Annotated in this window: 23 protein-coding genes; 14 read left to right on the top strand and 9 right to left on the bottom strand. The window is 63.7% G+C overall.

Annotation, left to right across the window (positions count from 1 at the left end; translation table 11 throughout):
* Positions 1 to 22: 22 nt before the first annotated feature.
* On the top strand, positions 23 to 2,056 hold the full coding sequence (locus tag HMPREF2990_RS11225; RefSeq protein WP_070764703.1) for an acyltransferase family protein: 2,034 nt from the start codon (positions 23 to 25) through the stop codon (positions 2,054 to 2,056).
* On the opposite strand, the gene HMPREF2990_RS11230 is transcribed toward HMPREF2990_RS11225, so the two are convergent.
* Positions 2,034 to 3,449: a multicopper oxidase family protein gene (locus HMPREF2990_RS11230; RefSeq protein WP_246817546.1), complete on the bottom strand. Its 1,416-nt coding sequence runs from the start codon at positions 3,447 to 3,449 to the stop codon at positions 2,034 to 2,036. The genes HMPREF2990_RS11225 and HMPREF2990_RS11230 overlap by 23 nt on opposite strands.
* Before the next feature lie 121 nt (positions 3,450 to 3,570).
* Between HMPREF2990_RS11230 and HMPREF2990_RS11235 the strand changes: the two genes are divergently transcribed.
* Genes HMPREF2990_RS11235 through hisC form a run of 5 tightly spaced genes read left to right on the top strand, consistent with a single transcriptional unit; the run spans position 3,571 to position 9,702 of the window.
* Entirely contained in the window at positions 3,571 to 4,815 is a 1,245-nt protein-coding gene (locus tag HMPREF2990_RS11235) for an MFS transporter (RefSeq protein ID WP_070764705.1), read from the top strand.
* A 60-nt stretch (positions 4,816 to 4,875) separates the two neighbouring features.
* Positions 4,876 to 6,315 carry a bifunctional UDP-N-acetylglucosamine diphosphorylase/glucosamine-1-phosphate N-acetyltransferase GlmU gene (gene glmU, locus HMPREF2990_RS11240; protein WP_070764706.1) on the top strand — a complete coding sequence of 480 codons (1,440 nt, stop codon included), beginning with the start codon at positions 4,876 to 4,878 and terminating at the stop codon, positions 6,313 to 6,315.
* Between the two features lie 9 nt (positions 6,316 to 6,324).
* The gene (locus tag HMPREF2990_RS11245) at positions 6,325 to 7,302 is read left to right on the top strand and encodes a ribose-phosphate diphosphokinase (protein ID WP_070764707.1); all 978 of its coding nucleotides are present in this window, start codon (positions 6,325 to 6,327) and stop codon (positions 7,300 to 7,302) included.
* Between the two features lies 1 nt (position 7,303).
* The gene (locus tag HMPREF2990_RS11250) at positions 7,304 to 8,656 is read left to right on the top strand and encodes an amino acid permease (RefSeq protein ID WP_239244818.1); all 1,353 of its coding nucleotides are present in this window, start codon (positions 7,304 to 7,306) and stop codon (positions 8,654 to 8,656) included.
* An 11-nt stretch (positions 8,657 to 8,667) separates the two neighbouring features.
* A complete protein-coding gene (gene hisC / locus HMPREF2990_RS11255; protein ID WP_070764709.1) occupies positions 8,668 to 9,702 on the top strand; it encodes a histidinol-phosphate transaminase in 1,035 nt (344 codons plus the stop codon).
* Here the strand turns inward: hisC and HMPREF2990_RS11260 are convergent.
* Positions 9,699 to 11,168 carry an NAD-dependent succinate-semialdehyde dehydrogenase gene (locus HMPREF2990_RS11260; protein ID WP_070764710.1) on the bottom strand — a complete coding sequence of 490 codons (1,470 nt, stop codon included), beginning with the start codon at positions 11,166 to 11,168 and terminating at the stop codon, positions 9,699 to 9,701. The genes hisC and HMPREF2990_RS11260 overlap by 4 nt on opposite strands.
* A gap of 115 nt (positions 11,169 to 11,283) precedes the next feature.
* Here HMPREF2990_RS11260 and HMPREF2990_RS11265 point away from each other — a divergent pair, with 115 nt between their 5' ends.
* The 4 genes from HMPREF2990_RS11265 (at position 11,284) to HMPREF2990_RS11280 (ending at position 14,501) form a co-directional block, all read left to right on the top strand.
* On the top strand, positions 11,284 to 12,231 hold the full coding sequence (locus HMPREF2990_RS11265) for a M78 family metallopeptidase domain-containing protein (protein WP_141757905.1): 948 nt from the start codon (positions 11,284 to 11,286) through the stop codon (positions 12,229 to 12,231).
* Between the two features lie 174 nt (positions 12,232 to 12,405).
* A complete protein-coding gene (locus HMPREF2990_RS11270) occupies positions 12,406 to 13,044 on the top strand; it encodes a 50S ribosomal protein L25/general stress protein Ctc (RefSeq protein ID WP_070764712.1) in 639 nt (212 codons plus the stop codon).
* 61 nt (positions 13,045 to 13,105) lie between these two features.
* On the top strand, positions 13,106 to 13,663 hold the full coding sequence (gene pth, locus HMPREF2990_RS11275) for an aminoacyl-tRNA hydrolase (protein ID WP_070764804.1): 558 nt from the start codon (positions 13,106 to 13,108) through the stop codon (positions 13,661 to 13,663).
* 10 nt (positions 13,664 to 13,673) lie between these two features.
* Complete coding sequence (locus HMPREF2990_RS11280) at positions 13,674 to 14,501, top strand: fumarylacetoacetate hydrolase family protein (RefSeq protein WP_070764713.1); 828 nt, start codon at positions 13,674 to 13,676, stop codon at positions 14,499 to 14,501.
* Here HMPREF2990_RS11280 and HMPREF2990_RS11285 read toward each other — a convergent pair.
* Positions 14,486 to 15,391 carry a nitronate monooxygenase gene (locus HMPREF2990_RS11285; protein ID WP_070764714.1) on the bottom strand — a complete coding sequence of 302 codons (906 nt, stop codon included), beginning with the start codon at positions 15,389 to 15,391 and terminating at the stop codon, positions 14,486 to 14,488. The genes HMPREF2990_RS11280 and HMPREF2990_RS11285 overlap by 16 nt on opposite strands.
* On the opposite strand from HMPREF2990_RS11285, the gene pth (HMPREF2990_RS11290) reads away from it, so the two are divergent.
* Positions 15,390 to 15,980: an aminoacyl-tRNA hydrolase gene (pth, locus tag HMPREF2990_RS11290; protein WP_371576169.1), complete on the top strand. Its 591-nt coding sequence runs from the start codon at positions 15,390 to 15,392 to the stop codon at positions 15,978 to 15,980. The two genes, HMPREF2990_RS11285 and pth (HMPREF2990_RS11290), sit on opposite strands and share 2 nt — an antisense overlap.
* Here the strand turns inward: pth (HMPREF2990_RS11290) and HMPREF2990_RS11295 are convergent.
* From HMPREF2990_RS11295 to HMPREF2990_RS11305, 3 genes are read right to left on the bottom strand one after another with little or no spacing between them, the layout of a single operon-like run.
* On the bottom strand, positions 15,977 to 16,501 hold the full coding sequence (locus tag HMPREF2990_RS11295; RefSeq protein ID WP_070764715.1) for an NADPH-dependent FMN reductase: 525 nt from the start codon (positions 16,499 to 16,501) through the stop codon (positions 15,977 to 15,979). The genes pth (HMPREF2990_RS11290) and HMPREF2990_RS11295 overlap by 4 nt on opposite strands.
* A 57-nt stretch (positions 16,502 to 16,558) precedes the next feature.
* Positions 16,559 to 17,239, bottom strand: coding sequence for a potassium channel family protein (locus tag HMPREF2990_RS11300; protein WP_070764716.1), 681 nt, complete (start codon positions 17,237 to 17,239; stop codon positions 16,559 to 16,561).
* Positions 17,232 to 18,533, bottom strand: coding sequence for a TrkH family potassium uptake protein (locus tag HMPREF2990_RS11305; RefSeq protein ID WP_070764717.1), 1,302 nt, complete (start codon positions 18,531 to 18,533; stop codon positions 17,232 to 17,234). The genes HMPREF2990_RS11300 and HMPREF2990_RS11305 overlap by 8 nt, the downstream gene beginning before the upstream one ends.
* Positions 18,534 to 18,580: 47 nt before the next feature.
* On the opposite strand from HMPREF2990_RS11305, the gene HMPREF2990_RS11310 reads away from it, so the two are divergent.
* Positions 18,581 to 20,170, top strand: coding sequence for a peptide chain release factor 3 (locus HMPREF2990_RS11310; RefSeq protein WP_070764718.1), 1,590 nt, complete (start codon positions 18,581 to 18,583; stop codon positions 20,168 to 20,170).
* On the opposite strand, the gene HMPREF2990_RS11315 is transcribed toward HMPREF2990_RS11310, so the two are convergent.
* The 3 genes from HMPREF2990_RS11315 to HMPREF2990_RS11325 form a co-directional block, all read right to left on the bottom strand.
* Positions 20,167 to 21,030, bottom strand: coding sequence for a patatin-like phospholipase family protein (locus HMPREF2990_RS11315; protein ID WP_070764719.1), 864 nt, complete (start codon positions 21,028 to 21,030; stop codon positions 20,167 to 20,169). The genes HMPREF2990_RS11310 and HMPREF2990_RS11315 overlap by 4 nt on opposite strands.
* Before the next feature lie 73 nt (positions 21,031 to 21,103).
* On the bottom strand, positions 21,104 to 21,994 hold the full coding sequence (locus tag HMPREF2990_RS11320) for a patatin-like phospholipase family protein (RefSeq protein ID WP_070764720.1): 891 nt from the start codon (positions 21,992 to 21,994) through the stop codon (positions 21,104 to 21,106).
* Positions 21,995 to 21,998: 4 nt separating this feature from the next.
* Complete coding sequence (locus HMPREF2990_RS11325) at positions 21,999 to 23,147, bottom strand: YihY/virulence factor BrkB family protein (protein ID WP_070764721.1); 1,149 nt, start codon at positions 23,145 to 23,147, stop codon at positions 21,999 to 22,001.
* A 236-nt stretch (positions 23,148 to 23,383) separates the two neighbouring features.
* Here HMPREF2990_RS11325 and HMPREF2990_RS11330 point away from each other — a divergent pair, with 236 nt between their 5' ends.
* Positions 23,384 to 24,808: an HNH endonuclease signature motif containing protein gene (locus tag HMPREF2990_RS11330; protein ID WP_070764722.1), complete on the top strand. Its 1,425-nt coding sequence runs from the start codon at positions 23,384 to 23,386 to the stop codon at positions 24,806 to 24,808.
* Positions 24,809 to 24,817: 9 nt separating this feature from the next.
* On the top strand, positions 24,818 to 25,216 hold the full coding sequence (locus HMPREF2990_RS11335; RefSeq protein ID WP_070764723.1) for a hypothetical protein: 399 nt from the start codon (positions 24,818 to 24,820) through the stop codon (positions 25,214 to 25,216).
* The last annotated feature ends 1 nt before the right edge of the window (position 25,217 follow it).

Here is a 25,217-nt window from a genome sequence, read left to right on the forward strand (position 1 = left end):
CCCACCGGAAGGTTCGCTGTATATGCCCCGCCCTATTCACAGCTCAACCAAGTACGTCCCCGCACTTGACGGTATCCGCTCTATCGCGGTGCTGTTGGTGATTGCGTACCACCTCAACCTTCCTGGCTTCGGCGGCGGGCTGCTTGGCGTCGGCGTGTTCTTCACGCTCTCTGGCTACCTCATCACCCTGAACCTGATGAACTCGCACCTGCGCCACGGCACCTTAAAGTTGCGCACGTTTTGGGTCCGCCGCTTCCGCAGGCTGGCGCCCGCCATGCTCACCACCGTGCTCGCAGTGCTCATCCTGAGCGTGGCTTTCGACGCCGCAAACCTCCGCACCCGGGCATTCGAGGCCTTAAGCTCCGTTGTCTACCTGAACAACTGGCACAACATCGCCACGGGCACCTCCTACTTCGACCGCTTCAATGGGCCGGGCCCCTTGGACCACATGTGGTCGCTGTCCATTGAGGAGCAGTTCTATCTCCTCTGGCCACTGGTGTTCTGGCTGCTGCTCAAGATCTTCCGCCGCCCGTGGCTCGTGGCAGCCGCAACGACTGTGCTCGCCGGAGCCTCTTTCGCCTGGATGTGGGTGCTCGCCCAGCCCGACGTTGACCCGACCCGCGTGTACGAGGGCACCGATACGCGCGCCGGCGGCCTGCTGCTCGGCGCAGTGCTGGCCATCATCGTTGCTTCTCGACGCCACGAGAACAAAAAGGTCGCCAACTCCCCCATCGCCGGCACCCTGGTCGGCGCGGTGGGCTTCGGCGGCATCTTCGCGCTCAGCATGCTCGTGGCCCAGGAGAATATGTTCCTGTACAAGGGCGGGATCCTGCTGCTGAATGTGGCCACCGTCCTGGCGATCTACTCCGTGCTGGGCACGCGCGGGCCGTGGACCGCCATCTTGAGCTGGGAGCCGTTGCGCTGGATCGGCGAGCGCTCCTACGGCATCTACCTGTGGCACATGCCGGTGATCTACTTCATGCCTAAGACCTGGCTTACCGAGCACCTGTTCTGGGCCTCGGTGCTGGCCATCGGGCTGTCGGTGGTCCTCGCCGCGCTGAGCTGGACGCTATTTGAAAACCCGATCCGCCGCCACGGCGTGTTCGGCCCGCTGAAGAAATACAAGACACAGCCACTCCAGGCCCTGCGCCCGGCCTCGCTCGGCTCCATGATCACCCTGGTCAGCGTGATTTCCATCGGGATTATCGCCCTCTTCGCCCAGCAAGGCAGCAACGCACAGAAACCAGCGATGGCGCTGCCCGCCGAGGCCCAAAGTGGCGGCAGCCGCGAGCGCACACAAGAAGAAGCAACCACCACCGAGGAGGCACCCGCCGCCACCTGGGAGGACCAGGACGCAGACACGACCATGGCGTGCAGGCAGGTCATCCACGTCGGCGACTCCACCTCGATCGGCATGTTCGATCCGGGCCAGCTGCCCGAGGGCGCGGAAACGGCCATCGACCGCTACCTCGACGCCGGTGCCGAAAGCGTCGAGACCAGCGTCTTCGGCGCCCGCGCCACCAACCAGGGCTTCAACGGCAACGGCGAGAACTACCCTTCCGCCATCGAATCCGTCCAGGAGCTGCTCAACATGGGCGTGGCCGACGAGGGCACCTGCTGGGTCATCGCCACCGGCGTCAACGACGCGGCGAACGCGGACGCAGCACGCTCCTACGGCTACGACCCGACGGGCGAGCTCGAGGAAAACATCCGCAAGATGCTCGAGCTTCTCGACGGCTACCGCGTCATGTGGCCCACCGCCGCCACCGGCTCGCCGTCAAACTCCTACTACGCCAACGAGAACATGGAGGAGTTCAACGCGGCGCTGCGCAAGGTGGCCAAGGAGCGCAACGACGTCGTCGTCTACGACTGGGCGGCAGAAGCACGCGCCAACCTGGACTGGTTCCTCGCCGGCGACGAGGTGCACTACAACGCCGAGGGCAACGACATCCGCGGCATCCGTTTCGCCGCCGCCCTTGCCCACGCCTTCCCCGCCGGTGTCGAAACCGCGGACATCCCGAAGGATGCCGAGGTTAGCTCCGAGGGGCCGAAGTAGGGATTCTGAACTGCCCCATCATCCCCTCGTCCTCGTGGAAGAGCATGTGGCAGTGGTACATGAACGCGTAGTCGTCGTTGCGGTGCATCGGGATGTCCACGCCAAGGCGCACCGTTGACAAGGGCGGCACGTAAATAGTGTCGTGCCAGCCCTCGCGGAACTCCACATCGCCGTTCTCAACGTCGAGCACGCGAAAGCGGGCGTTGTGGATGTGGAAGTTGTGCGGCCAGTCCGCGTTCTCGTTCGTCACCGCCCACAGCTCTGGGCCGGCCTCTGTCTTTTCAAAGTCGATGCGCTCCATGTCCATGGACTGCTCGTTGATCTGAAAGCCGTTGAGGCGGAACTCGCGCTCGGCTACCCAATCGGTGCCTACATCCTCCGCGCCCACCAACCGCTCCGGCAGCGCGCCTTCGCTCCGCGCCTCCTTCCCCACGATCTCCAGCAGGTCGAACGTGTCATTGAGCCCGAAGCCGTTGGCCACCTCTTCATCCGGCAGCCCGCCCCGGTTGTCCACGCCGATGCTGCGCAGCATCAGTTCGTCGCCCGGCTCCACATCCACGATCACCTCGGCGCGCTCACCCGGGCTGAGCAGGATGGCATCCACCTCTATCGGGTGTTCCAGAAGCCCCTGGTCGGTGGCAATCACATGGAAAGGTACACCAAGGCTCAGGTTGTGGAAGCGCATGGTCGCGCCGTTGACCAGGCGCAGGCGCAGTTTGCCCGCAGGTGCCTCGAACCGCGGTTTGGTAATCCCGTTGACCAAGGGGGTGTCCCCGAGCAGGCCGTAGGTGGGGTCGATCGTCTCGTCGAGCTGCCCGTCTTCGGTGAACTTTGCGTCCGTGAGCACGACCGGAATGTCGTCGATCCCATATTCATCAGGCAGCCCCAACGCATCCGCCTCATCATCCGCCACGACAATGCCGCCCGCCAACCCCCGGTAGGCGTGCAGACCGGAGACCCCGTGCGGGTGGGGGTGGTACCACAGCGTCGCCGCGTCTTGGTCCACCTGCCACGTCGGCGACCACGTTTCGCCCGGCGGGAAGGCGAGCGCCGGACCCCCGTCCGCGTCCGCGGCCAGGTGCATGCCGTGCCAGTGCACCACTGTCGGCTCGGTGACCTCGTTGCGCACCGTCATGTTGATGGTCTCGCCCTTGCGCATGTACAGCGTCGGGCCGAGGAAGGCGCCGTTAAATCCCCAGGTCGTAGTTGTCACACCAGGCAGAATCTCGTGGGTGCCTTCCTGCGCCGTCAGCTCAAAGGTGCGCGTGGTCCCCTCTACCTCGCCCTCATACAAGGGCGGGATGGGCAGCGGCCGTGCCTCTTCATCAGCACCTTTCGGCTTTGGCTGGTCACTCGTTGCACAGGCCGCGAGCACCGCTCCCGCGCTCAGCACCACTCCTTTAAAGAATGTTCGCCGGGACAATCCACGTGTCATGCAGTACCTCCTGCTCGCCTGCGGGTTTGGTGCGCCTAATACGCGCAGCCGTTTCTCCCCAACCCTACTATTTGGGTGTATGAGCACATCCCCAGATTCCGCCATGCCGCACCAGGAGCACAATGCCCGCCGCTTCATCTGGTCGAACGGCTTGCAGGGCATCGGCGATCAGATCGTCGCTGCCAAAACAGTGCTGCCCTGGCTGTTTACCGCAGCGGGCGTCCCGGCGGCGTTCACTTCGCTCCTCGTGCCGATCCGCGAGTCCGGCTCGATGCTCCCGCAAGCCGCACTCACCCCGTGGATCACCGCGCAGGCGCAGCGCAAGCGCGCGTGGCTCATCGGTTCCTGGGGCCAAGCGATCTCGGCAGCCCTTATCGCGCTCAGTGCCATGCTTTTCGACGGCGCGTTGCTCGGCGTCGTCGTCCTTATCCTCCTCGCCGCGCTCTCGGTCTTCCGCGCCCTGTGCTCCATTGCGGGCAAGGATGTCCAGGGCCGCACCATCGCGAAGGGCACCCGCGGGCTGATCACGGGCCGAGCCACTGCTTTATCCGGCGCGTTTACCTTAGGCATCGGCCTCGTCTTGTGGCTACTGCCAAACGACCTCCCACGCTGGGCGATCGTGGTGCTGCTCGCGGTGGGTGCCTCCACGTGGGCCTTCGCCTCCCTCGTCTTTAGCACCATCAAGGAACCTGCAGAGGCGCCCTCTCCGAAATCCAAGGACAACTGGGCCAAGCAAACCTATGACTTGGTCAAGGGCGACAGGCAGCTGCAGAAATTCCTGGTCGTGCGCTCGCTCATGCTGGTCACCGCGCTGTCCACCCCGTTCATCGTGGTGCTCGCACAGGAAGAAGGCGCGAACTTATCCAGCCTGGGCGCGTTCATCATCGCCTCCGGTGGCGCGGCGCTGCTGGGCGGGCGCATCTCCGGTGTCTTTTCGGATCGTTCTTCAAAATCGACGATGGCGTGGGCGGCCGGGGTGGCGTCGACAAGCTTGCTCCTGCTCGTGGCGAGTGCCAACCTCCTGCCTGCCGCGGCCAACGCGTGGATCATGCCGATCGGGTTCTTCGTGGTCAACCTCGCGCACACCGCGGTGCGCGTGAGCCGCAAGACCTACCTGGTGGATATGGCCGACGGCGACCGCCGCACCCTCATTACAGGCGCGGCAAACACCGTGATGGGTGTCGTGCTGTTGCTCGTCGGTGCGCTCTCTTCGGCCATCTCCATGTTCGGGCCGCAGATCACGCTCATCTTCTTGGCTATTGTCGGTTTCATCGGCGTCGCCTCTGCCGCAAGCCTGAAAGACGTCTCCCGCGGCACCGCATAGCGGCCGATACGTTAACGTAAGAAGACATCTGCCCCCTGTAGTGAATCAAAGGAGCTAAGCGTGGCCAACCACTCTCAGCGCGCCGTCGTCGTTCTCGCGGCCGGCGCTGGTACCCGGATGAAGTCGACGAAGCAGAAGACGCTGCACGAGATCGGCGGGCGCAGCCTGCTCTCGCACTCGCTGCACGCGGCCGCTTCCGTCGAGCCTGCGCACGTCGTGGCCGTGGTGGGCCACCAGCGCGACCAGGTCGGCCCCGCAGTTGATGCGATCGCTGAAGAGATGAACATCCAGATCCTTAAGGCAGTGCAGGAGGAGCAAAACGGCACCGGCCACGCAGTGCAGTGCGGCCTAAGCGCGATCCCGGACTTCGACGGCACCGTGGTGGTGACCAACGGCGATGTTCCCCTGCTGCAGCCAGAAACCATTGACGCGCTGATCAGCGAGCACGAGCAGGCACACGCCGCCGTGACCGTGCTGTCCCTCGAGTTTGCCAACCCGACCGGCTACGGCCGCATCATCCGCGACGAGGCGGGCAACGTCCGTGAGATCGTGGAGGAAAAGGACGCCAACGATGAGCAGAAGCAGGTCCGCGAGGTCAACTCCGGCGTCTTCGCCTTCGACGGCGCGGTGCTGCGCGACGCGCTGACCCGCATCAACTCCGATAACGCGCAGGGCGAGCTCTACATCACCGATGTGCTCGGCATCGCCCGCGGCGACGGCAAGAAGGTCGCCGCCTTCATCGCTCCCGACGCCCGCGAGCTCGCCGGGGTCAACGACCGCGTGCAGCTGGCCGCAGCCGGCAAGGAGCTCAACCGCCGCCTCGTGGAGAAGGCGATGCGCGGCGGCGCGACCGTCATCGATCCGGAGACCACGTGGATCGGCGTGGACGTGGAGATCGGCCAGGACGTGACCATCTACCCCAACACCCAGCTGTGGGGTTCCACCGTCATCGGGGATCGCGCCGAGATCGGCCCGGACACCACTCTGACCGACATGGAAGTACACGCGGGCGCGAAGGTCGTGCGTACCCAGGGCGAGCTCGGTGTGATCGGCGAGGACGCCACCGTCGGCCCCTTTACCTATATCCGTCCGGGCACCGAGCTGGGCGCTCGTGGCAAGCTCGGCGGCTTCGTCGAGTCCAAGAACGCCAAGATCGGCGAAGGCTCCAAGGTCCCGCACCTGACCTACATCGGCGACGCGACGGTAGGCCGCGAGTCCAACATCGGTGCCTCCTCCGTCTTTGCCAACTACGACGGGGTGAACAAGCACCACACCACGATCGGCGACTACTGCCGCACCGGCTCTGACACCATGTTCGTCGCTCCGGTCACCATCGGTGATGGTGCGTATACCGCCGCGGGTACAGTAGTGACTGAAGATGTCCCGTCTGGCGCGCTCGCCATCAAGGAGGGCCGCCAGCGCAACATCGAGGGTTGGGTGGAAAAGCGCCGCCCCGGAACCGACGCTGCGGAAGCGGCGAAAAACGCACGCGAGAACTAAAGGATCGCAATGACTGGATACTCAACTGAAAGCCACAAGGACCTCAAGGTCTTTTCTGGTCGCGCACACACGGCACTTGCTGAGCAGGTTGCCGATGAGCTCGGCATCGAGCTGGTGCCTACCACCGCCCGTGATTTCGCCAACGGCGAGATCTTCATCCGCTTCGAGGAGTCTGTCCGCGGCGCCGACTGCTTTGTCATGCAGTCGCACGCGCAGCCGCTGAACAAGTGGCTCATGGAGCAGCTCATCATGATTGACGCGCTCAAGCGCGGCTCCGCGAAGCGCATCACCGCGATCCTGCCCTTCTACCCCTACGCCCGCCAGGACAAGAAGCACCGCGGCCGCGAGCCGATTTCGGCCCGCCTGATCGCGGACCTGCTCACCACCGCTGGCGCGGACCGCATCGTCTCGGTGGACCTGCACACCGACCAGATCCAGGGCTTCTTCGACGGCCCGGTTGACCACATGCACGCCCAGCCGATCCTGGTGGACTACATCAAGTCCAAGTACTCCCTGGACAACCTGGTCGTTGTCTCCCCCGACGCGGGCCGTGTGAAGACTGCGGAGAAGTGGGCCAACGCGATGGGCGACGCCCCGATGGCGTTCGTGCACAAGACTCGCGACATCGACGCGGCGAACAAGGTCGTCTCCAACCGCGTCGTCGGCGAGGTCGCCGGCAAGGACTGCGTGCTCATGGACGACATGATTGACACCGGCGGCACCATCGCGGGCGCGGTCGGCGTGCTGAAGGAAGCGGGCGCGAAGTCCGTCGTCATCGCCTGTACTCACGGCGTGTTCTCCGACCCGGCGCGCGAGCGTCTGAGCGAGTGTGGCGCGGAGGAAGTCATCACCACTGATACCCTGCCGCAGTCCACCGAGGGCTGGAAGAACCTCACGGTGCTGTCCATCGCCCCGCTGCTGGCGAAGACGATCCGCGAGATCTTCGAGAACGGCTCGGTGACTACCCTTTTCGAGGGCCAGGCATAGCTTGAGTGAATCAACCGCCCTCCCGGTCGATGATGGTGGCCTCAAACGTGGCGTGAAGACACGCCACATGCTGATGATCGCCCTGGGCTCATCCATCGGCACGGGGCTGTTCCTCGGCTCCGCGGAGTCGATCGACTACGCCGGCCCGGCGGTGTTACTCGCCTTTCTTTTCGTCGGCGCGATCGTCTACCTGCTCATGCGGATGCTGGGCGAGATGGCCGTGGCCCACCCGGTCTCCGGCTCCTTCGCCGCCTACGCACGCGACTTTATCGGCCCGCGCGCCGGCTTCATCGTCGGCTGGAACTGGTGGTTTACCACCATCGTGGTGGGCATGATCGAGCTCACCGCGATGGGCACATTCCTGGACTTTTGGTTTCCGGAGATCCCCCACTGGCTCACCGCGCTCGTCACCCTGGCGATTGTAGTGCTCATCAACGCCGCCCGCGTCAGCGTGTTTGCCGAAGCCGAGTATTGGCTCTCCCTGATCAAGGTCGTCGCACTGAGCCTGATGATCATCTTAGGGCTCGTGCTGGTGCTCGGGCTCGGCCCGGAGCCCGCGGTGGGCACGGAAAACCTGTTTATTCACGGCGGGTTCTTCCCCAACGGGGCAACGGGCGTGCTCTTCTCGCTCGTCGCCGTGACCTTTACGTTCGGCGGCATCATGTCGATCGGCACCGCCGCAGGCGAGGCTGAGAACCCATCAACCACCATCCCGCGCGCGGTCAACTCCGTGATCTGGCGCATCCTGCTGTTCTACTTGGGCGGCATGAGCGTGATTCTGCTGCTCGCACCGTGGGACGAGCAGGGCGATTCCGCCAGCCCCTTCGTCCGCGTGCTCACCGCCGTGGGCATCGACGGCGCAGCACACGTGCTCAACCTGGTCATCCTGGTCGCGGTGGCGTCCGTGTGCAACACCATGACGTACTCGGGCAGCCGCATGCTGCGCGACCTAGCCCGCAACGGCCAGGCCCCGGAGTTCTTCGGGGCCACCACAAAGAAGGGACTGCCCCTCCGGGCTCTGCTTTTCGACGCCGCGCTCATGGGCGTCGTCGTCATCCTCAATTATTTCTTCGAGGGGAAGGTCTTCGCGATTCTCCTGGCGATCATCGTGGGCTCTGAGCTGATCACGTGGGCGTCGATAAGCTTTGCGCACCTGCGCTTCCGTGCGAACGGCGGGCATTCGAGCTTCATGGCACCGTTCTACCCCTACGCCAACTGGCTGTGCGGTGGTTTCTATGTGCTGGTGCTCGTGCTGATGGCGTTCCTTCCCGACTACCGTGTCGGGCTCGGCGCGCTGCTCGCCTGGATTGTTGGACTGAGCATTATTGGGGCGACGCGGAAACAGTCGGCCTAAGATAGGCAGGCATGATCCGCAACGACCTCGCTTCCCTGCCCGCTTACGTTCCCGGTGCGCGCGAGCACTCGCCCGACACCATCAAGCTTTCCTCCAACGAGTCGGCCGCCGGCCCGCTGCCGGCCGTGCAGGAGGCGATGCGCGAGGAACTCGCCGGGGCGAACCGCTACCCGGATATGGGCGCGGTGGAACTACGCGAAGCCCTCGCCTCGCACCTCGGCGTCAGCTTCGAGCAGGTAGCGGTGGGAACCGGGTCTTCGGCGCTGTGCCAGCAGCTGGTGTGCGCGACCGCGCAGCCTGGCGACGAGGTGATTTTCCCCTGGCGCTCCTTTGAGGCCTACCCCATCTTCGTGCAGATCGCTGGCGCTACTTCGCGCCCCATCCCCCTTGATGCACACCACCGCGTCGACCTAGACGCTATGGCGGCGGCAATCACCGATTCCACCCGGCTGATCTTCGTCTGCAACCCAAATAACCCGACCGGGACCACCCTCACCACCGCCGAGTGGGATGCGTTTATGGCAAAGGTGCCCGAGCATGTCACGGTCGCACTCGACGAGGCCTACTTTGAGTACAACCGCGCTACTGATACCCCGGTGGCCACTCAGGAGATCACGAAGTACCCCAACGTGGTGGGCCTGCGCACCTTCTCCAAGGCCTACGGGCTCGCGGGCGTGCGCGTCGGCTACGCCTTCGGCCCGGCGGAGCTGATTGAGGGCATCAACAAGGTTGCCGTGCCGTTTTCAGTCAGCTCGGTGGCACAGGCCGGAGCACTTGCCTCATTGGAGGCATCTGAAGAGCTGGCCGAGCGCGTCGAAGAAACCTGCGCCCAGCGTCAGCGTCTCACGGAGACGCTCAAGCCTTTCGGCACGCCGGAGTCACAGACGAACTTCGTCTGGTTGCCAAATGCCCCAGAAAATCTTGCCGCTGAGATGGCGGCCCAGGGCATCCTCGTCCGCGCCTTCCCCGAAGGTATCCGCATCACGGTGACCAACGAGGAAGAAACGGACGCGCTCCTTACTGCCCTAGATACAGTCCTGAATTAGAAGCGCGCGTAGGGGTCGCGCACGCCGATCATCTGCACCTCCGTGTACTCCAGCATGCCCTCGAGCGAGCCCTCGCGGCCCAGGCCGGAGGCCTTGACCCCGCCGAACGGGATGGAGGCATCGGAGACGACGCCGGTGTTGTAGCCCACCAAGCCGAACTCCAGGTGGTCGGAGGCGCGCCACATCACGTCCGGGTCCTCGGAAAAGACATACGACGCCAAGCCGTACTCGGTATCGTTGGCCAGCGCCCACGCCTCCTGCTCGGTGCTGAAGGTGAAGATCGGGGCGATGGGGCCGAAGATCTCCTCGCGGAACACCTTCGCGTCCTTCGAGGCACCGGTGATCACGGTCGGTTCGAAGAAGAAGCCCTTGCCCTCGACCGCTTTGCCGCCGGTGAGGATGGTGCCGCCGTGGGACACCGCGTCGTCGACAAGCGCCTGCATGTGCTCCTGAGCCTTCTTTTCCACGAGCGGGCCCACCTCAACACCCTCGTCCATGCCGTTGCCAACCTTCAAATTACTCACCGCCTTAGCCAGCTTGGTGGCGAACTCCTCGGCGATCGACTCGTGGACCAGGATGCGGTTGGCGGCGGTGCAGGCCTCGCCGATGTTGCGCATCTTCGCGGCCTTGACCCCTTCGACGGCACCGTCAATGTCGGCGTCCGCAAACACAATGGCGGGAGCATTGCCGCCCAGCTCAAGGGAGACCTTGACCACGTTGTCTGCGGCCAGCTTCATCAGCGCGGAGCCGACAGGGGTGGACCCGGTAAAGGAGAGCTTGCGGCAGCGCGGGTCCTTGAGGATCGGCTCCGAGACATCGGAGGCCGACTTGGAGGAGACGATGTTGATCACGCCCGCCGGCACTCCGGCCTCCACCATGGTTTGCACGAAGTACTGCATGGTCAGCGGGGTCAGCTTCGCCGGCTTGATCACCACGGTGTTGCCCGCAGCCAGGGCCGGTGCGATCTTCCTCGTCGCCATGGACAGCGGGAAGTTCCAGGGGGTGATCAGCAGGCAGGGGCCGACCGGCTTGCGCACGGTGACCATGCGGTTGCCCTTGGCCGGGTAGCGGTTGGTGTGGCCGAAGAAGTGGTTGGCTTCCTCGGAGAACCACAGCAGGTAGTCCGCGCCGTAGTCCACCTCGCCGAGTGCTTCGGTGTAGGACTTGCCCATCTCCGTGGTCATGATGGCCGCGAACGCTTCCTTGCGCTCCTTGACCAGGTCGTAGCCCTTACGCAGGATCTCCGCGCGCTCGCGGGGCGAGGTGTGCGCCCACCCGGCCTGCGCCTCGTCGGCTGCGGCGAGCGCGTCCAGGGAATCTTGGCGGGTCCCGGAGGCCATCGTCGCGATGACTTCCTCGGTGGCGGGGTTGAGCACCTCGTAGGTCTCCCCTTCTGCGCCATCGCGCCACTCGCCGTTGATGTACAGGCGGGTTTCTACCTCGCCCAAAATTTTTTGGATATCCATGAAGTGCTCCTCATTTCAGTGCGTACCTTCTTGTTACCGGTTTACCAGAGGCAAACCGATAGTGCTTTCGAACACATGGAAGACCATGTCGGCCCCCGCGACTACCTTGACGGCCATGGATTCCAACATAGACACCGTGGATGCTGTCCTCGCAGACCTCCTGAGCCGCCTGAGCAACCCAGCGCTCATTGCCGAGAAGTACGCGGAGATGCTGAATGCCGTGATCATTCGCCCGCCGCAGCTCTCCCCGTTTAACGCTTTCCTCGTAGAGCAACAGCGGCCTGGTGCCAGCCCGATGCTCCGTCTTAGCGAGTGGCAGGAGTACGGACGGCAACCAAAGCCCAACGTGCCAGCCGTGCTGATCCTCCAGCCTTTCGCCCCAGTCATCCCGGTCTACGAGTTCCGTGACACCGAGCCAATCCCGTATTTCGATGGTGAAGTTCTCGAGCAGGCACCATCCTTTACCGCAGTGACAGAAGGGGACGTCGACGCGGCGTCCATCGTGCGCACTCTCGTCGACCGCGCCTGCCACATCGGTGCCGATGTCCACGCGGTTCACGTTGGAGAGCGGCTTGGTGGTGACGCACGCCGAGAAAACCGTGGAACCCGAGTCATCAAGCGCACGCACGTGGAGCACCATTTTCGGCTCATCTTCTATGTCCGATACCAAAGTCAGGCTGAACCAGCTGTCCAGTGCGCCACCTTGGTTCACGAGTTCGCGCACATCCTTCTCGGGCACCTCGGTCCAATGAATGACTCCCCCGGCGCACCCCAGCGCTGGTCTCCGGAGCAAAGGGAGCGACTTTTTCTGTCGAAGGAGATTAAGGAGCTCGAAGCAGAAACCGTGGCGTACCTCGTCTGCTCACGCCTGGGCATCCGCCCAAACTCCCCGGAGTACCTTGCCGGTTATGTTGGAGACATGATCGCGTCCAGCGGCACTTGGCCCGCGCAGATGTCGATCACGAAAGTGCTCGAGACGACGCACGCGATCGAAGAGCTGCTCGGAGATTATGCAAACATCCGACGCCGCGCGGCGATCCGCACGTCTGAAAGTTTGGTCTAGCAGCGCGAGTGGGATATACTTGCACGGTCTCGGCGAGGGCTTAAAAAGCCGTTATCGACGCGATATGTATCCAGACTTTCCTTTCAAGCCTGCGATCACTCGACGAGCACCTGTTCACGTTCAAGTGGTCGCAGGCTTTTCTGTGGCCCACCATTTACAACAAAGGAGTCACACATGGCTGTTACCCCGACCCTGGTCAAGGTTGAAAAGCGCGAGGAGTTTGGCAAGGGTGCCTCTCGCCGCCTGCGTCGCGAGGGCCGTATCCCCGGCGTCCTCTACGAGGCTGGCATCGACAACGTGCACTTCTCCGTCGACCGCATCGAGATCTCCGCGATCGTGCGCAACGAGGGCGTCAACGCCATTCTTGAGCTCGAGTACGAGGGTGAGAAGCTGCTGTGCATGGTCAAGCACGTCGATCAGAACGTCCTGACCCTGGACATCGACCACATCGACGTCCTGGGCATTAAGCGCGGCGAGAAGGTCAACGTCGAGGTCCCGGTTGTCACCACCGGCGAGGCTCACCCGGACGCTGTGGTCCTGGTGGAGAACGACCTCATCGAGATCGAGATCGACGCCCTGAGCATCCCGGACGAGCTCGAGGTGTCCATCGAGGGCAAGGAGATCGGCGACCAGATCCTGGCTGGCGACGTTGTCCTGCCGGAGGGCGCAGAGCTGCTCTCCGACCCGGAGGACCTGCTGGTCAACTTCACCTACGAGCAGGTTGACGAGGACCTCGAGGAGGCTGCCGAGGAGGCCGAGGAGGGCGGCGCCGAGGCCGGTGCCGAGTCCGCCGAGGAGTCTTCCGAGGAGTAATTCCTTCTTTAAAGTCTCGCCCACTGCCGCGCGCAGTGGGCGTTTCTTTATGCTTACGGGCGTGTCTTCTTCTCCAGTTCTAGTTGTCGGCCTGGGCAACCCGGGCCCCAAGTATGCAGGCACCCGCCACAATGCGGGCATCGCGCTTATCGACGAGCTGTGCTCCCGCGCCACCCCTATGCCCGCTCAACTCGCGGTGCACAAGCGCACGAATACCGAGGTCGCCGAGCTCGCCGCAGGCAGGCTCCTCCCCGACCGCCAGGTGATCCTTGCCCGCACCCGCGCCTTTATGAACGTCTCCGGCGGCCCCGTCAAGGCACTCGCCGACTACTTCCGCGTGGCACCAGCGGATGTGTTTGTCGCCTACGACGAGCTCGACCTTGACTTGGGACAGGTCAAACTCCGCAAGGGCGGCGGGGACCACGGGCACAACGGCCTAAAATCTGTAACCAAGTCTTTGGGCGGCAAGCCCTACCACAAGCTCGCTATTGGGATCGGGCGCCCGCCTGGAAGAATGGCTCCCGCCGACTACGTGCTCAAGCCGTTTTCTGCCAGTCAGCAGGTCGATCTGACAATCGCGGCCGCCGACGCGGCGGATCTCTGGTTGAAATCCGTATAAGTTTAAGAGCATGCGCTTAGTCACACTGCGAGTCCCCGGCCACGATCTCACCGTCGCCGCCCGCCTGGAGTCCGACACCACCGCCGTCACCTTCCCGGGCTACCCGGACGTCGGTGCTCTCCTTAGAGCAGGCGACAGTACTGCGTGGCAGGAGGGAGAAAAAGTCGAGTTCACTCCCGAGCAGCTCGCCCCTGTCGTCCCCCGCCCGGGAAAAATCATCTGCGTCGGCCTGAACTACGCCAAGCACATCGACGAGATGGGCCACGAGCGCCCCGACGTGCCCACCCTGTTCATCAAGTTCCCCGAGGCGCTCATCGGCCCCTACGACGACGCGGAGATCCCCGACTTCAACGCCGACACCCTCGATTTCGAGGGCGAGCTTGCCGTGGTGATTGGGAAGTACACCCGCCACGTCAACGAGGTTGATGCAAATGAACACATCGCCGGATACGCCGTGATCAACGACTACACCCAGCGCCACATTCAAAAACGCACCAAGCAGTGGCACCAAGGGAAATCACTCGAAAAGACAGCCGGGTTCGGCCCCTGGTTGGACACCGAGTGGCAGCCCGGCCCCGTGCTCACCACCACGGTCAACGGCGAGGTCATGCAGCAGGCCCCGACCGACGACCTGGTGTTCTCACCCGCGAAGCTCATCGAGTTCATCTCGCACCTCTACCCGCTCGAGCCCGGCGACGTGATTGCCACCGGCACTCCCGACGGCGTGGGTCACGCAAGGAGTCCCCAGCGCTACCTCGCCGACGGCGATACGGTGCGCGTGGAGATTGAGGGCCTCGGTGCCATCGAGAACACGACCCGGGTCTACCCGGCCAAGTAGGCCTCGATCTCCTTCGCCGGTGCTTCCATAAGTTCGCCGCGATCCTTGCCCACCAGGCAGTAGTCCGCGTCCGGTGTCATCGGGCGCAGGTAGGGGTAGATCGGTGGAATGTCACGATAACGTTTGGTCAGCTCATTTTCTATCCCGCGCGCGGGACGGCCAGAGAATGCCCTGCTCACCACGGTGCGGCGATCAGTGCACAAGAGTTCGCGGTTCCGCGGGCTCGTGCCTGCCTCATCAGCTAAGAGGAACGCCGTGCCACAAGCAACAGCATCAGCGCCCAAGTTGATGAGCCGCTCCACATCCTCCGGTCCGCGCACCCCGCCCGCGGCGATAAAGGGCACACCCAGCTCTGCGACCTCCTCCACGATGGTGTCCAGGTAGAGGGTGTCCGGCACCTCTTCCGGCGACCAGGTGCTGCGGTGCCCGCCTGCCTCGGGCCCCTGCACGATCAGGCCGTCTGCATTCCACAAATCGCCCATCGCTTCCCGCGCATCCTCGATACGAGTCACAGTGACCCACACCTCCGAACCCACCGAGTGCAGCCGCTCGACATGCTCCGGATGAAGAGGCCCGAACGTTGTGCTTACGATCGGCGGTGCTGCCGCTACCACCAGCTCAAACTTTTCCTCGAAACCGCTGGTGACATCGGCCTGTGGGACCTCAGCGCCAAGCTCGGCGGCGACCATCTCGACGTCGATAAGCGAAGGCTCTGGCTGCGGCATGAAGAGATTGACGCCAAAGGGCGGCTCACATGCTTTGAGCCAGGTACTGGCCTGCTCAACAGTGCAGGTGCCCAGCGCCAAAAAGCCGAAGCTGACTGCGTTCACTAGCTCTGGCGTGGTCGGGCCGCCTGCCATTGGTGCGGCGACGATGCGTGGAAGGTCCATGGTTATGCTTGTCCTCGTGTTCGATTTTCTCAAGCGCTTCCGGCCCACGTCCCCTATCGCCGAGTGGCTCGTGGTGGGGCTGGGCAACCCCGGCCCCAAGTACGAGACCACCAAGCACAACGTGGGCGCGCTCGCTATCGACCAGTCTGCCAAAAACCTGACTCCCGTGCGGGGGATCAAGACACAGGTGGAGCACATTGGCGACGTTGCGTGGGCCCGCCCCACCACCTTCATGAATCTCTCTGGCGAGGCCGTAGCCCCTCTTGCAAAGCAGCTCGGCGTACCGCCCGAGCGCATCGTGGTCATCCACGACGAGCTCGATCTACCCGCGGGCAAAGTACGCATCAAGCTCGGCGGGAATGAGAACGGTCACAACGGGCTGAAATCCATCTCCGAGCACCTGGGCACGCGCGACTACGTGCGCGTACGCGTCGGCATCGGCCGCCCGCCGAAAGGACTCGCTGTCCCCGACTGGGTGCTCGGCCCCCTAGATGGAAATGAGGCGATCGAGACAGCCGCCGAGGCCGCGCGGCTTGTTTGCTCAGACGGTCTAGCTGCCGCGCAAAACGAAATCCACGCGAAGAGCTAGGCCAGCGCCTGCTCGATGTCGCCGAGCACCGTGGTGAGGTCCTTGTGCTTCTGCTCGCGCGGCTGTGGGAAGTCGTCGAAAAGCGACAGCGCGACCTGGTTGCGCACGCCGAACATGGAGAAGTTCGCCACGATCTGGCGCCAGTGCTCAACCGCGCGGACTGCACCGTCGGCACCGTAGCCAACGAAGGCCACCGGCTTTGCGGCCCACTCGCTGCCCAAGGAATCAAAGGCGTTCTTCATCGGACCCGGCACGGAGTGGTTGTACTCGGGGGTGATGAAGATGAAACCGTCGCAGGCGTCCACTGCGGCCGACCACGCGGTGGTGGCCTCGTCCGCGTACTGCTTGTTGGCGGCACCGGGGATCATCTCCGCTTCCAGCAGCGGAACGCGGAAGTCCGCCAGGTCGAGCAGCTCGTACTCGTAGCCCTCACGCCCTGCTGCGTTGTCCATGACCCACTTGGCCACGGACTCGCCTGCGCGGCCCTTGCGGATGGAGCCGAGGATGACACCGATTTTCATACGTTTCTCTTTCTCGCCGACATTGTTGACGTGTCTACATTGGGTATACAGCGTATCCTAACATCTCGAGAACTTTTCCAAATCCGCCGGACTTCCCGCCGCGACGATGAGGTCGGATCGACGCAGCTCAGCCCCCACTTCAAGCGGCACCCACTGGCCTTGTCCCTGCCGCACAGAAACAAGTTGGACGCGGTAGGTTTTCCACACCTGCGCTGGATCGATAGGCGCGCCCACCACCGCGGCTGGTGTGCTCAGCTTGGTCACGCCATAGCCCTCCGCAATCTCGGCGAAGTCCTGGAAATCGCCGCTGAGCAGATGCGCCACGCGTCGCCCGGTGTCGCGCTCCGGGCGCACCACGTGGTGCACGCCGATCTGGGAGAGGATGCGCGCGTGGGCCTCCGAGTCCGCCTTCGCCCAGATGTCTTTGACCCCCATCTCCACCAGGTTGGAGGCGGTCAGGATGGAGGCCTCCAGGTGCGAGCCGATCGCCACGACGACGCGCTCAACTTCCTCGATCCCGAGCTGCTGCAAGGCCTCCGGGTCGGTGCCGTCGGCAATGAGCGCTTCGGTGAGGTAGGCGACCTGCTCGCGCACCTCCTTGTCGCCGACGTCGATGCCTAGCACCTCGACGCCGTTGTCCATCAGCTCGTGCGACAGCGCGGTGCCGAACCTCCCCAGGCCGATCACCACGACCGGCGGGATATCAATCGTTGCGCGAGAACGGAAAAACTTAGCCAATGAAGGGCCTTTCTTCGGGGTAGCTGAAGCGCCTGTCGACGGTCCGTGCCGCCAACGCCGCTACCAGGGTGGTTGGGCCAACTCGGCCCAGGTACATGATCATGCACAGCACAAGCTTCGACGTTGTTGAAAGGTCCGCCGTAATACCTGTAGACAATCCGGAAGTGGCAAAGGCGGAGATCACCTCAAAGGTGACCTGATCTGCCGTGAACTGTGGGTCGAAAATGCGCAGCGTGGCCACGCCGACAACAACCACCACCACACCCGCGACGCTCAACGCGAGTGCCTGGCGGGTCACCGTATGCGGCACGCTACGGTGCCCAATTGTCGTGTTTTTACGACCGCGGAACTCGGCCGCCATCGCCGCAAGCAGCACACAAAACGTAGTCACCTTGATCCCGCCTGCGGTACCCGCGGATCCTCCGCCCAGGAACATGAGCATGTCCGTGCCCATGAGCGTGATTGGGTGGGCCTGCCCATAGTCCACGGCATTAAACCCAGCGGTGCGCGGAGAAGCACTCGCAAAGAAAGCGTTAAGCAGCTTCTGCCCTAGCGGCATCGGCCCCAGGACCCCGCGCCACTCCGCGCAGGCGAAGAACACCATGCCAAGGAGTAAGAGAAGACCCATCGCCCAAAGCGTCATGCGCCCGGTGATAGATATCCTGCGGCGTACCAGCTCCGCCCAGACGGGAAACCCAAGGCCACCGCCAATCAGCGCGGCGGCCAGCGGCAGCAGGATCCACGCGTCGGCAGCAAAGGAAACGAGATTGTCGCTGTGCGTGGAAAATCCCGCGTTGTTGAAGGCGGAGATCGCGTGGAAGATGCCCTCCCACGCCGCACGCGGGAAGGAATACCCATAGCCCAGCATCAGCCGCGCGCCCACGAGCACCGCAATCGTGGCCTCGACCACCGCGGTAAACGCGAAGGTAAAGATGAGGGTCCGAAGAATACCCCCGGACGTCATCGGCCGCCCCTCGTACGCCCCTGTCTTGCGTGCCTTCAAACTGATGCGTCCGGTCAAAATATACCCGGACAGTGAGGCCAGCGACATGATGCCGAGCCCACCGAGCTGGATCAGCACCAGGATGATCACTTGGCCCGCGGGACTGTAGAAGGTAGCTGTGTCCTCCACAATCAGGCCCGTCAGCGAGACCGCAGAGGTCGCTGTAAACAGTGCCGAAAGGAACGAGGCACCTCCAGCAAAAGGCATCATCAAAAGGACAGTACCCACAATGATGAGCAGCAAAAACCCGGAGGCTGTCAGCCGCGCTGGGCTCGAAAGCAACTGCTTCACGCTCTCGAACTATAGACCCCTTTTTCCCACCGCGTAGACTCTTCGGCATGAGTTCTGTCGCTTCCGAGGCCACACGCCGCCGCACCTTCGCTGTCATCGCCCACCCCGACGCCGGTAAGTCCACGCTTACCGAGGCGCTGGCGCTGCACGCACACGTCATCTCGGAGGCCGGCGCTGTCCACGGCAAGGGCAACCGCAAGTCCACGGTCTCCGACTGGATGGACATGGAAAAGGACCGCGGCATCTCGATCGCCTCCTCGGCCCTCCAGTTCGAGTACGCCCCCGCCGACCACGAGGGCGAGCCCTACGTGATCAACCTGGTGGATACCCCTGGCCACGCCGACTTCTCCGAAGATACGTACCGCGTCCTGTCCGCCGTGGACGCCGCGGTCATGCTTATCGACGCCGCGAAGGGCCTCGAGCCCCAAACCCTCAAACTCTTCCGCGTCTGCAAGGCCCGCGGACTGCCGATTGTCACCGTGGTGAACAAGTGGGACCGCGTTGGCCGCGAGCCCCTCGAGCTTGTCGACGAGATCGTCAACGAGATCGACCTCCAGCCCACTCCCCTGTACTGGCCCGTCGGCGAAGCGGGCGACTTCCGCGGGCTGGCCCACATCAGCGACGAGGGCGAGGCCGATACCTACGTCCACTTCATCCGCACCGCGGGCGGTTCCACCATCGCGCCGGAGGAGCACTACTCTCCCGACGAAGCCTCCGACAAGGAAGGCGAGACGTGGGACACCGCCGTCGAAGAGGTCGAGCTGCTCGCCGCCGATGGCGCCCTGCACAACCAGGAGCTCTTTGAACAGTGCGTGACCTCCCCGATCATCTTCGCCTCCGCGATGCTGAACTTCGGCGTCCACCAGATCCTCGACACGCTGTGTGCGATTGCCCCGGCACCCCGACCGAAACAGGACCGCGAGCTCGACGGCGAGTTTTCCGGCGTGGTGTTCAAGGTGCAGGCGGGCATGGACCGCAACCACCGCGACACCCTGGCGTTCATGCGCGTCGTCTCCGGCGAGTTCGACCGCGGCATGCAGGTCACGCACGCTCAATCGGGCCGGACCTTCTCCACCAAATACGCGCTGACCGTCTTCGGGCGCAACCGCGACACGGTGGAAACCGCCTACCCGGGCGACATCATCGGCTTGGTCAACGCCGGCTCGCTCGCCCCCGGCGACACGATTTACACCGGCAAGGCCGTCCAGTACCCGCCCATGCCGCAGTTCGCGCCCGAGCACTTCCGCACGCTGCGTGCCAAGTCGCTGGGCAAGTACAAGCAGTTCCGCAAGGCACTTGACCAGCTCGACGCCGAGGGCGTGGTGCAGATCCTGCGCAACGACCTGCGCAGCGACGCCGCCCCGATCATGGCCGCAGTCGGCCCGATGCAGTTCGAGGTCATGCAGGCCCGTATGGAAGTGGAGTACAACGTGGAGACGGTCACCGAGCCCGTCCCCTACTCCGTGGCGCGTCGCACCGATGCAGAATCCGCGGAGGCGCTCGGTCGCCAGCGCGGTGTGGAGATTTTCACCCGGAGCGACGGCGAACTCATCGCGCTGTTTGGCGATAAGTGGAAGCTCGCCTTCGTGGAGAAGGAGAACCCGGACCTGACAATCGAGCCGCTCATCGCGGATTAACTGAGGAATTCTTCCCACGCGGGCCACTCGCGCTCGAACTGCTCCTTACCCGCCACGTAGTTGCGTTGGAGTCGGCTCGTGCGCCGCTCGATGGATTCCGCCTGCATGTTGTCCGGGAAGAAGACGAGCGCATCACCTGCACTTTCTGCGGCGAGGATCTCGCGTTTGGAGGCGTTGTAGCGCGCCGGACGCTCGTGCAGCGCCGCGCCGATTTCCGGGTAGCGGCGAAACATGCCGCGCACGGCGGTCGGCTGCACCAGGGGTTTCTTCCAGTAGTCGCGGGGGCGGGTTGCTAGGACGAGAAAACGGGTGAAGCCGGCCTGGCGCGCGGCGTCGATAAGCAGGCCCCCTGAGGCCCCGAGGGCACCGTCGACGTAGGGAACCCCCTCGATCAGCGTGATCGGCATGACTTTGGGCACGGTGGATGAGGCGCGCGCCGCACTGCTGACCAGCGAAGGGTCTTGCAGAAAGTCTCCTCTCCCCCAACTCACCGTGGTGCCGGTATCCGCGCGCATCGCCTCGACGTGGACCTGCGTGGGCGAAGCAGCGAAAGAGGCGAAGTCGAAAGGCAAGAGCTTCTCGGCGTGCCCGTAGATGAAGTCCGAGTTGAAGTAGCCCTTGCCTTTGGCGAATTTGAGCACGCCGCCGAAGTGGGGATGCGCTGCCAACTCTGTGAATGCGGCGCGCGCTCGATTCGGATCGGCCGACGCGTAGTTCAGCGCGTGGACCGCTCCGGCGGAAACCCCGCCGACCCAGCCAAACCTGACTTGTTCGATGAGGTGGACGATCGCGGGGGCGGTGTAGGAATTGCGCATCCCGCCGCCCTCGATAATCAGGGCCACATCCCGCGCATCGATCATGCGCCAAAGTCTAGAGCCAAAATGCTGGTCCTGCTGGGTAAGGGATTCTTCGTCATCGCACTCGGCCGCGCGATTAAGGCCGCTCGTTAAGGAATTCCCGGATCGCTTCCCACTCGCGCTCGACCTGCGCTTGGCCAGAAGCATAGTTGGCCTTGAGCTTTTCCACGTGCATCTCCGTGGATTCCACGCCCATCTGCTCCGGGTAGAAGACATAGGCATTACCCTCGGCTTCTTGTCGCTTCACCTCGGCGAGCGCCTCGTTGTAGATGCCGGGTCGCGCGAGCATGGCATCTACCACGCGTGGGGTGCGGCGCAGGATGCGTCGCAAAGCACGCTCCCGCTTCTCCGGCGGCTTGACGTAGTCGCGCGGGCGGGTGAGCACCACCAAAAACCTTTGAAAGCCCGCGTCTTTTGCCGCCTGGATGAGGATGCCGCCAGAGGTCCCCAGCGCGCCGTCGACGTAGGGCACGCCGTCGACCTCGCGCATCTTCATCACTAGCGGCAGGGTGGACGAGGTCCGCGCGGCGATATTGATCTGCTCGATCGTGCGCAGATCTTCGCGGTTGTAGGCGACGGTCTCGCCCGTGTCGGCGCGCACCGCCTCGATGTGGATCTGCTCCTCGGTGTGCAGAAAGGTCTCGAGGTCAAAGGGCAGCTTCTGCTCGTAGCCCTCGTAAATAAACTCGCCGTTGAGCAGCCCTTTGCCGCGCACGACGGTGCGCCACCCACCGAACTCGCGATTGCCGACAAAATCGGTGAAAGATGCGTGCGAGCGCTCCGCATCCCGCGAGGCGAAGTTCAATGTGTGGCTCGCGCCCGCGGAAACGCCGCCCACCCAGCCAAACTGCACATTGTTGGCGATGAGTTTTTCCACGACTGGCGCGGTATAGGAATTACGTGTGCCCCCACCTTCGAAGATGAGGGCGGTATCGCGGGCGTCGATAAGCACTGGCTTGATTGGCATGGGCCTATCCTAGAAGATCGACCCGGGAGTTCTTGACTTCCCGCTCACTCCGCGCAATCCAACGCTGCACCTTCAGGCGCCACTTCGTCCCCTCACTAGAACGCGGGCGCGCCTGAATCGTACGCTCGGAGTCGTAGCCAACCTGCAGCTCTTTCGCGCGGAGCACTTCCGCGTCAATCTTCACCCCTTCGAGCAGCACGATGTTCATCACCCAGACCAGCGCGAGCACTGCCAGCACAGTCCCGAAGGCTCCATAGGCACTACGCACACCGATCGTGGAAAGGTAGACGCCAAAGCCCCACCAGAGCAGGAAGCCGACGAGCAGCGCGGCCGCGGATCCCAGGGTGAGCAGCCGGAACCTCCCCGGCCGCACGTTGGGACTGAAGTAGTACATCAGTGAGAGCAGAATCATCGCCATCAAAACGATAGTTGGGCCCCGCAGATACCCCCACACCGGCAGGAACTTCCCGGTCAGATAGTCCAGCATCCCTTCGAGCCCGAGCGGCCGCGCGATTGGCCCGAGCACCGTCTCCACGATCGATTCGGTCAAAAGCGTCCCGAGCAAAATCCCGACCGCACCAACGACCAGCATCAGTGTGATCAGCCACATCGTCACCCACGTCACCACCATCGGCCGCCCCTCGGTGCGCCCATAAACCAGGTTGGCGTTGCGCGAAAAACTGCGCACGTACGCCGACGCCGCAAGCAGCGAAAGCACCAGGGACACGGTCAGGGCCACAGTGCTTTGCGACGGCGTACCCACAATCACTTCCAGCAAATTCATCGCCTCACCACGCAATGCCTCCGGCACGTAGTTCTGCACCAGCTGGGCCAGGAGCTGGTCGACCGCGCCCGGGTCACGCGACAGCAGCAGCGTGGCGATCGCGTACGTCGAGACCACCATCGGTGCGAGCGAAAGCACCGTGTAATAGGTCAGGGTCGCGCCGCGGTCTACCATCGCGTCGTTGGAAAAATCGGCGACCAGACGCTTGGCCACCAGCACCCACCCCGCCTTAGTGAGCCGATTACTTTTGTCGAGCGGATTCGGCTTGGTGTCCGGCGGAGGCGGGACATCGAGCTCGCCAATGCCGTAGGGCAGCACGAAATCGATGCGGCGCGAGACAATCTCGGGGCCCTTTTCGGCATCTTCCATAGTTTCTAGGGTATCGCCCCCTGGGTAAAACCCGCGCAGGTGTTGGGGTGATTCGAACAGAGGATTGGGGAAAGTACCCGCTCTGCGGGCCGCATTCGCACTTCTGTTCTAATTTTCGAGAAATTTTCGTTCCCATGTTCGGGTGGGTCTATAGAGTGCGGTGCATGAACACTTTAGACAACGAACGCCCTTGTACACCCTTCTTTCGAATCGACAGACCAGGCGACGCCAATTGCATGCTCGGGCGCGCCCTGCGAGAAGCCGAGCATGCGCTGTTTAGCCCGTTTAGTAAAGATGACACTTGCATCGAGGACTTCGACCTCGCCGTCGACCGCTTAGCCCAGCAAACCGGGCACGCAAAGACCGTCATCCGCGGCGGAATCTTGGCATACAACCGGCTCGTAGATCTGCCACAGCTCCGCGCGCTGCAGGACGAGCACACGCGGCTTTCGCTCGGCCACCTGCGCGCGATCCACCGCAAGATCGACGAGCTCGGTCCCGAGGCGGACGAAGAGCTCCTCGCCGACATCGACGCCTACCTTGCCGACCTCTTTACCCCGACCAAACCGAACCAGCCTTTCCCGGACCCCGCAGCAGTTACGCGCAAGCTGCGCGAGGAGATCCGCCGTATCGATCCGGGCTTGAGCTACCTGCCGCGCAGGCGTCGACAACGCGAAGCGCAGCGCGAAAACAGCGCGGAGTTTACGCACGAATCCTTCGGAGGCCGGCGCAAGGGCGTCCTCTTCCTCACCACCGACACGACGACGCTGTCCGCGGTGCGTGCGTTCGTGGAGGAAACCGCACGCGAGCACAGCTTAAGCCTGCACGACGCGGTCATTGGGCTGCTCAGCGGAACGTATTCCCCAGCCGCGAAGGCCAACATCCAGGTCTATGCGCCCAAGGGCCGCAAGGCCGGCGAGCCCGTCTTCATCCCAGGTTTCGGATGGACGGACCCGGAAGCCACGGTCGCTTTCGACGAAATGTGTGAACAGGTCCCTCCGCGAACCGTCGACCTGGAGGCGGCAGCGTCTGCGAAAACCGACAGCTACACCCCCACCGCCGCGATGCGCGCACTCGCGGAGGCCCGCGACGGCACTTGCTGCTACCCCGGCTGCAGTCGGCCCGCGCACACCTGCCAGCTGGATCACCGGATTCCCTTCGGCGAGGGCGGCGAAACGTGCGTGGACAACCTCTACTGCCTCTGCCAAAAACACCACAACGTGAAGACAGATAAGCAGGCATTCTACGTGCCCGACCCGGCCACAGGCGACATCATCTGGCTCTACGAGGACGGCCACTACGAGATCGCTGAGTCCGAGGGCATCCTCGACCAGCAACTCGGCACCCCGCACCCCCGCTGGGTTTCCTCCCTCGAGGCGGTGAAACAGAATCGGGCCAAGATGGCGGAATTCAACGCCCGCGGGCACGCGATCATGGATCAATACGACCGCGACGGTGACGTCGTCAGCTGTGAGCTCGCCCTTGCAGAACTGGAAGACGCGTTCGGCATGTGCTTCCAGTTCCACCCCGACCCCGAAACGATGGTGCCGCAGCGAGCACCGGACGAGGAGGAGCCCCCGTTCCCGGACTACGAGTTTGAGAACAACCCCGACAACTACTGCATCGACGACGCGAACCTGCCACTACCGACGGCCGGATAGACTTCCACCATGGCTTTCTTAGAACGCATCCGTGCCCTCTTCGCTGGAGACGACACCGCCCCGCTCGTGGAGTACCCCGATCAGTTCGAGCGCGTGGAAGTCCCCCGCCTCGAGGTACATACTGCGAACTTGTCGCCGGATACCGACGAAGTCCTGGTCATCCTCACCACCACCCCGGCGCTACTTGGCGTGCTCAAAGAGACTCCCGGCCCCGTGCAGGCGGTGTGTGAGGGTGCGCGGCCGGTGACGTTCGTGCCCGTCGAGAAGCGAGCGGACCCACTGCTCGACCCAAACCTTGGGTGGTTGATCCCGGTGACGGAGGCGACTCGTCGTGAAATTGCGACAACCCCCGATGGGCCCGGGGCGCACGAGTTTTCCTCGCTGCACCTCGGGCTAGTGTTGGAGTGAT

The sequence above is a fragment of the Corynebacterium sp. HMSC071B10 genome (assembly GCF_001814825.1).
Classification (GTDB): Bacteria; Actinomycetota; Actinomycetes; order Mycobacteriales; family Mycobacteriaceae; genus Corynebacterium.

Bases quoted from the DNA above. Each gene is read 5' to 3' on its own strand.
- HMPREF2990_RS11225 (WP_070764703.1), top strand. From the start codon at position 23: ATGCCCCGCCCTATTCACAGCTCAACCAAGTACGTCCCCGCACTTGAC.
- HMPREF2990_RS11235 (WP_070764705.1), top strand. From the start codon at position 3,571: ATGAGCACATCCCCAGATTCCGCCATGCCGCACCAGGAGCACAATGCC.
- HMPREF2990_RS11245 (WP_070764707.1), top strand. From the start codon at position 6,325: ATGACTGGATACTCAACTGAAAGCCACAAGGACCTCAAGGTCTTTTCT.
- hisC (WP_070764709.1), top strand. From the start codon at position 8,668: ATGATCCGCAACGACCTCGCTTCCCTGCCCGCTTACGTTCCCGGTGCG.
- HMPREF2990_RS11260 (WP_070764710.1), bottom strand. From the start codon at position 11,168: ATGGATATCCAAAAAATTTTGGGCGAGGTAGAAACCCGCCTGTACATC.
- HMPREF2990_RS11265 (WP_141757905.1), top strand. From the start codon at position 11,284: ATGGATTCCAACATAGACACCGTGGATGCTGTCCTCGCAGACCTCCTG.
- HMPREF2990_RS11270 (WP_070764712.1), top strand. From the start codon at position 12,406: ATGGCTGTTACCCCGACCCTGGTCAAGGTTGAAAAGCGCGAGGAGTTT.
- HMPREF2990_RS11280 (WP_070764713.1), top strand. From the start codon at position 13,674: ATGCGCTTAGTCACACTGCGAGTCCCCGGCCACGATCTCACCGTCGCC.
- pth (WP_371576169.1), top strand. From the start codon at position 15,390: ATGGTTATGCTTGTCCTCGTGTTCGATTTTCTCAAGCGCTTCCGGCCC.
- HMPREF2990_RS11285 (WP_070764714.1), bottom strand. From the start codon at position 15,391: ATGGACCTTCCACGCATCGTCGCCGCACCAATGGCAGGCGGCCCGACC.
- HMPREF2990_RS11295 (WP_070764715.1), bottom strand. From the start codon at position 16,501: ATGAAAATCGGTGTCATCCTCGGCTCCATCCGCAAGGGCCGCGCAGGC.
- HMPREF2990_RS11310 (WP_070764718.1), top strand. From the start codon at position 18,581: ATGAGTTCTGTCGCTTCCGAGGCCACACGCCGCCGCACCTTCGCTGTC.
- HMPREF2990_RS11315 (WP_070764719.1), bottom strand. From the start codon at position 21,030: ATGATCGATGCGCGGGATGTGGCCCTGATTATCGAGGGCGGCGGGATG.
- HMPREF2990_RS11320 (WP_070764720.1), bottom strand. From the start codon at position 21,994: ATGCCAATCAAGCCAGTGCTTATCGACGCCCGCGATACCGCCCTCATC.
- HMPREF2990_RS11325 (WP_070764721.1), bottom strand. From the start codon at position 23,147: ATGGAAGATGCCGAAAAGGGCCCCGAGATTGTCTCGCGCCGCATCGAT.
- HMPREF2990_RS11330 (WP_070764722.1), top strand. From the start codon at position 23,384: ATGCTCGGGCGCGCCCTGCGAGAAGCCGAGCATGCGCTGTTTAGCCCG.
- HMPREF2990_RS11335 (WP_070764723.1), top strand. From the start codon at position 24,818: ATGGCTTTCTTAGAACGCATCCGTGCCCTCTTCGCTGGAGACGACACC.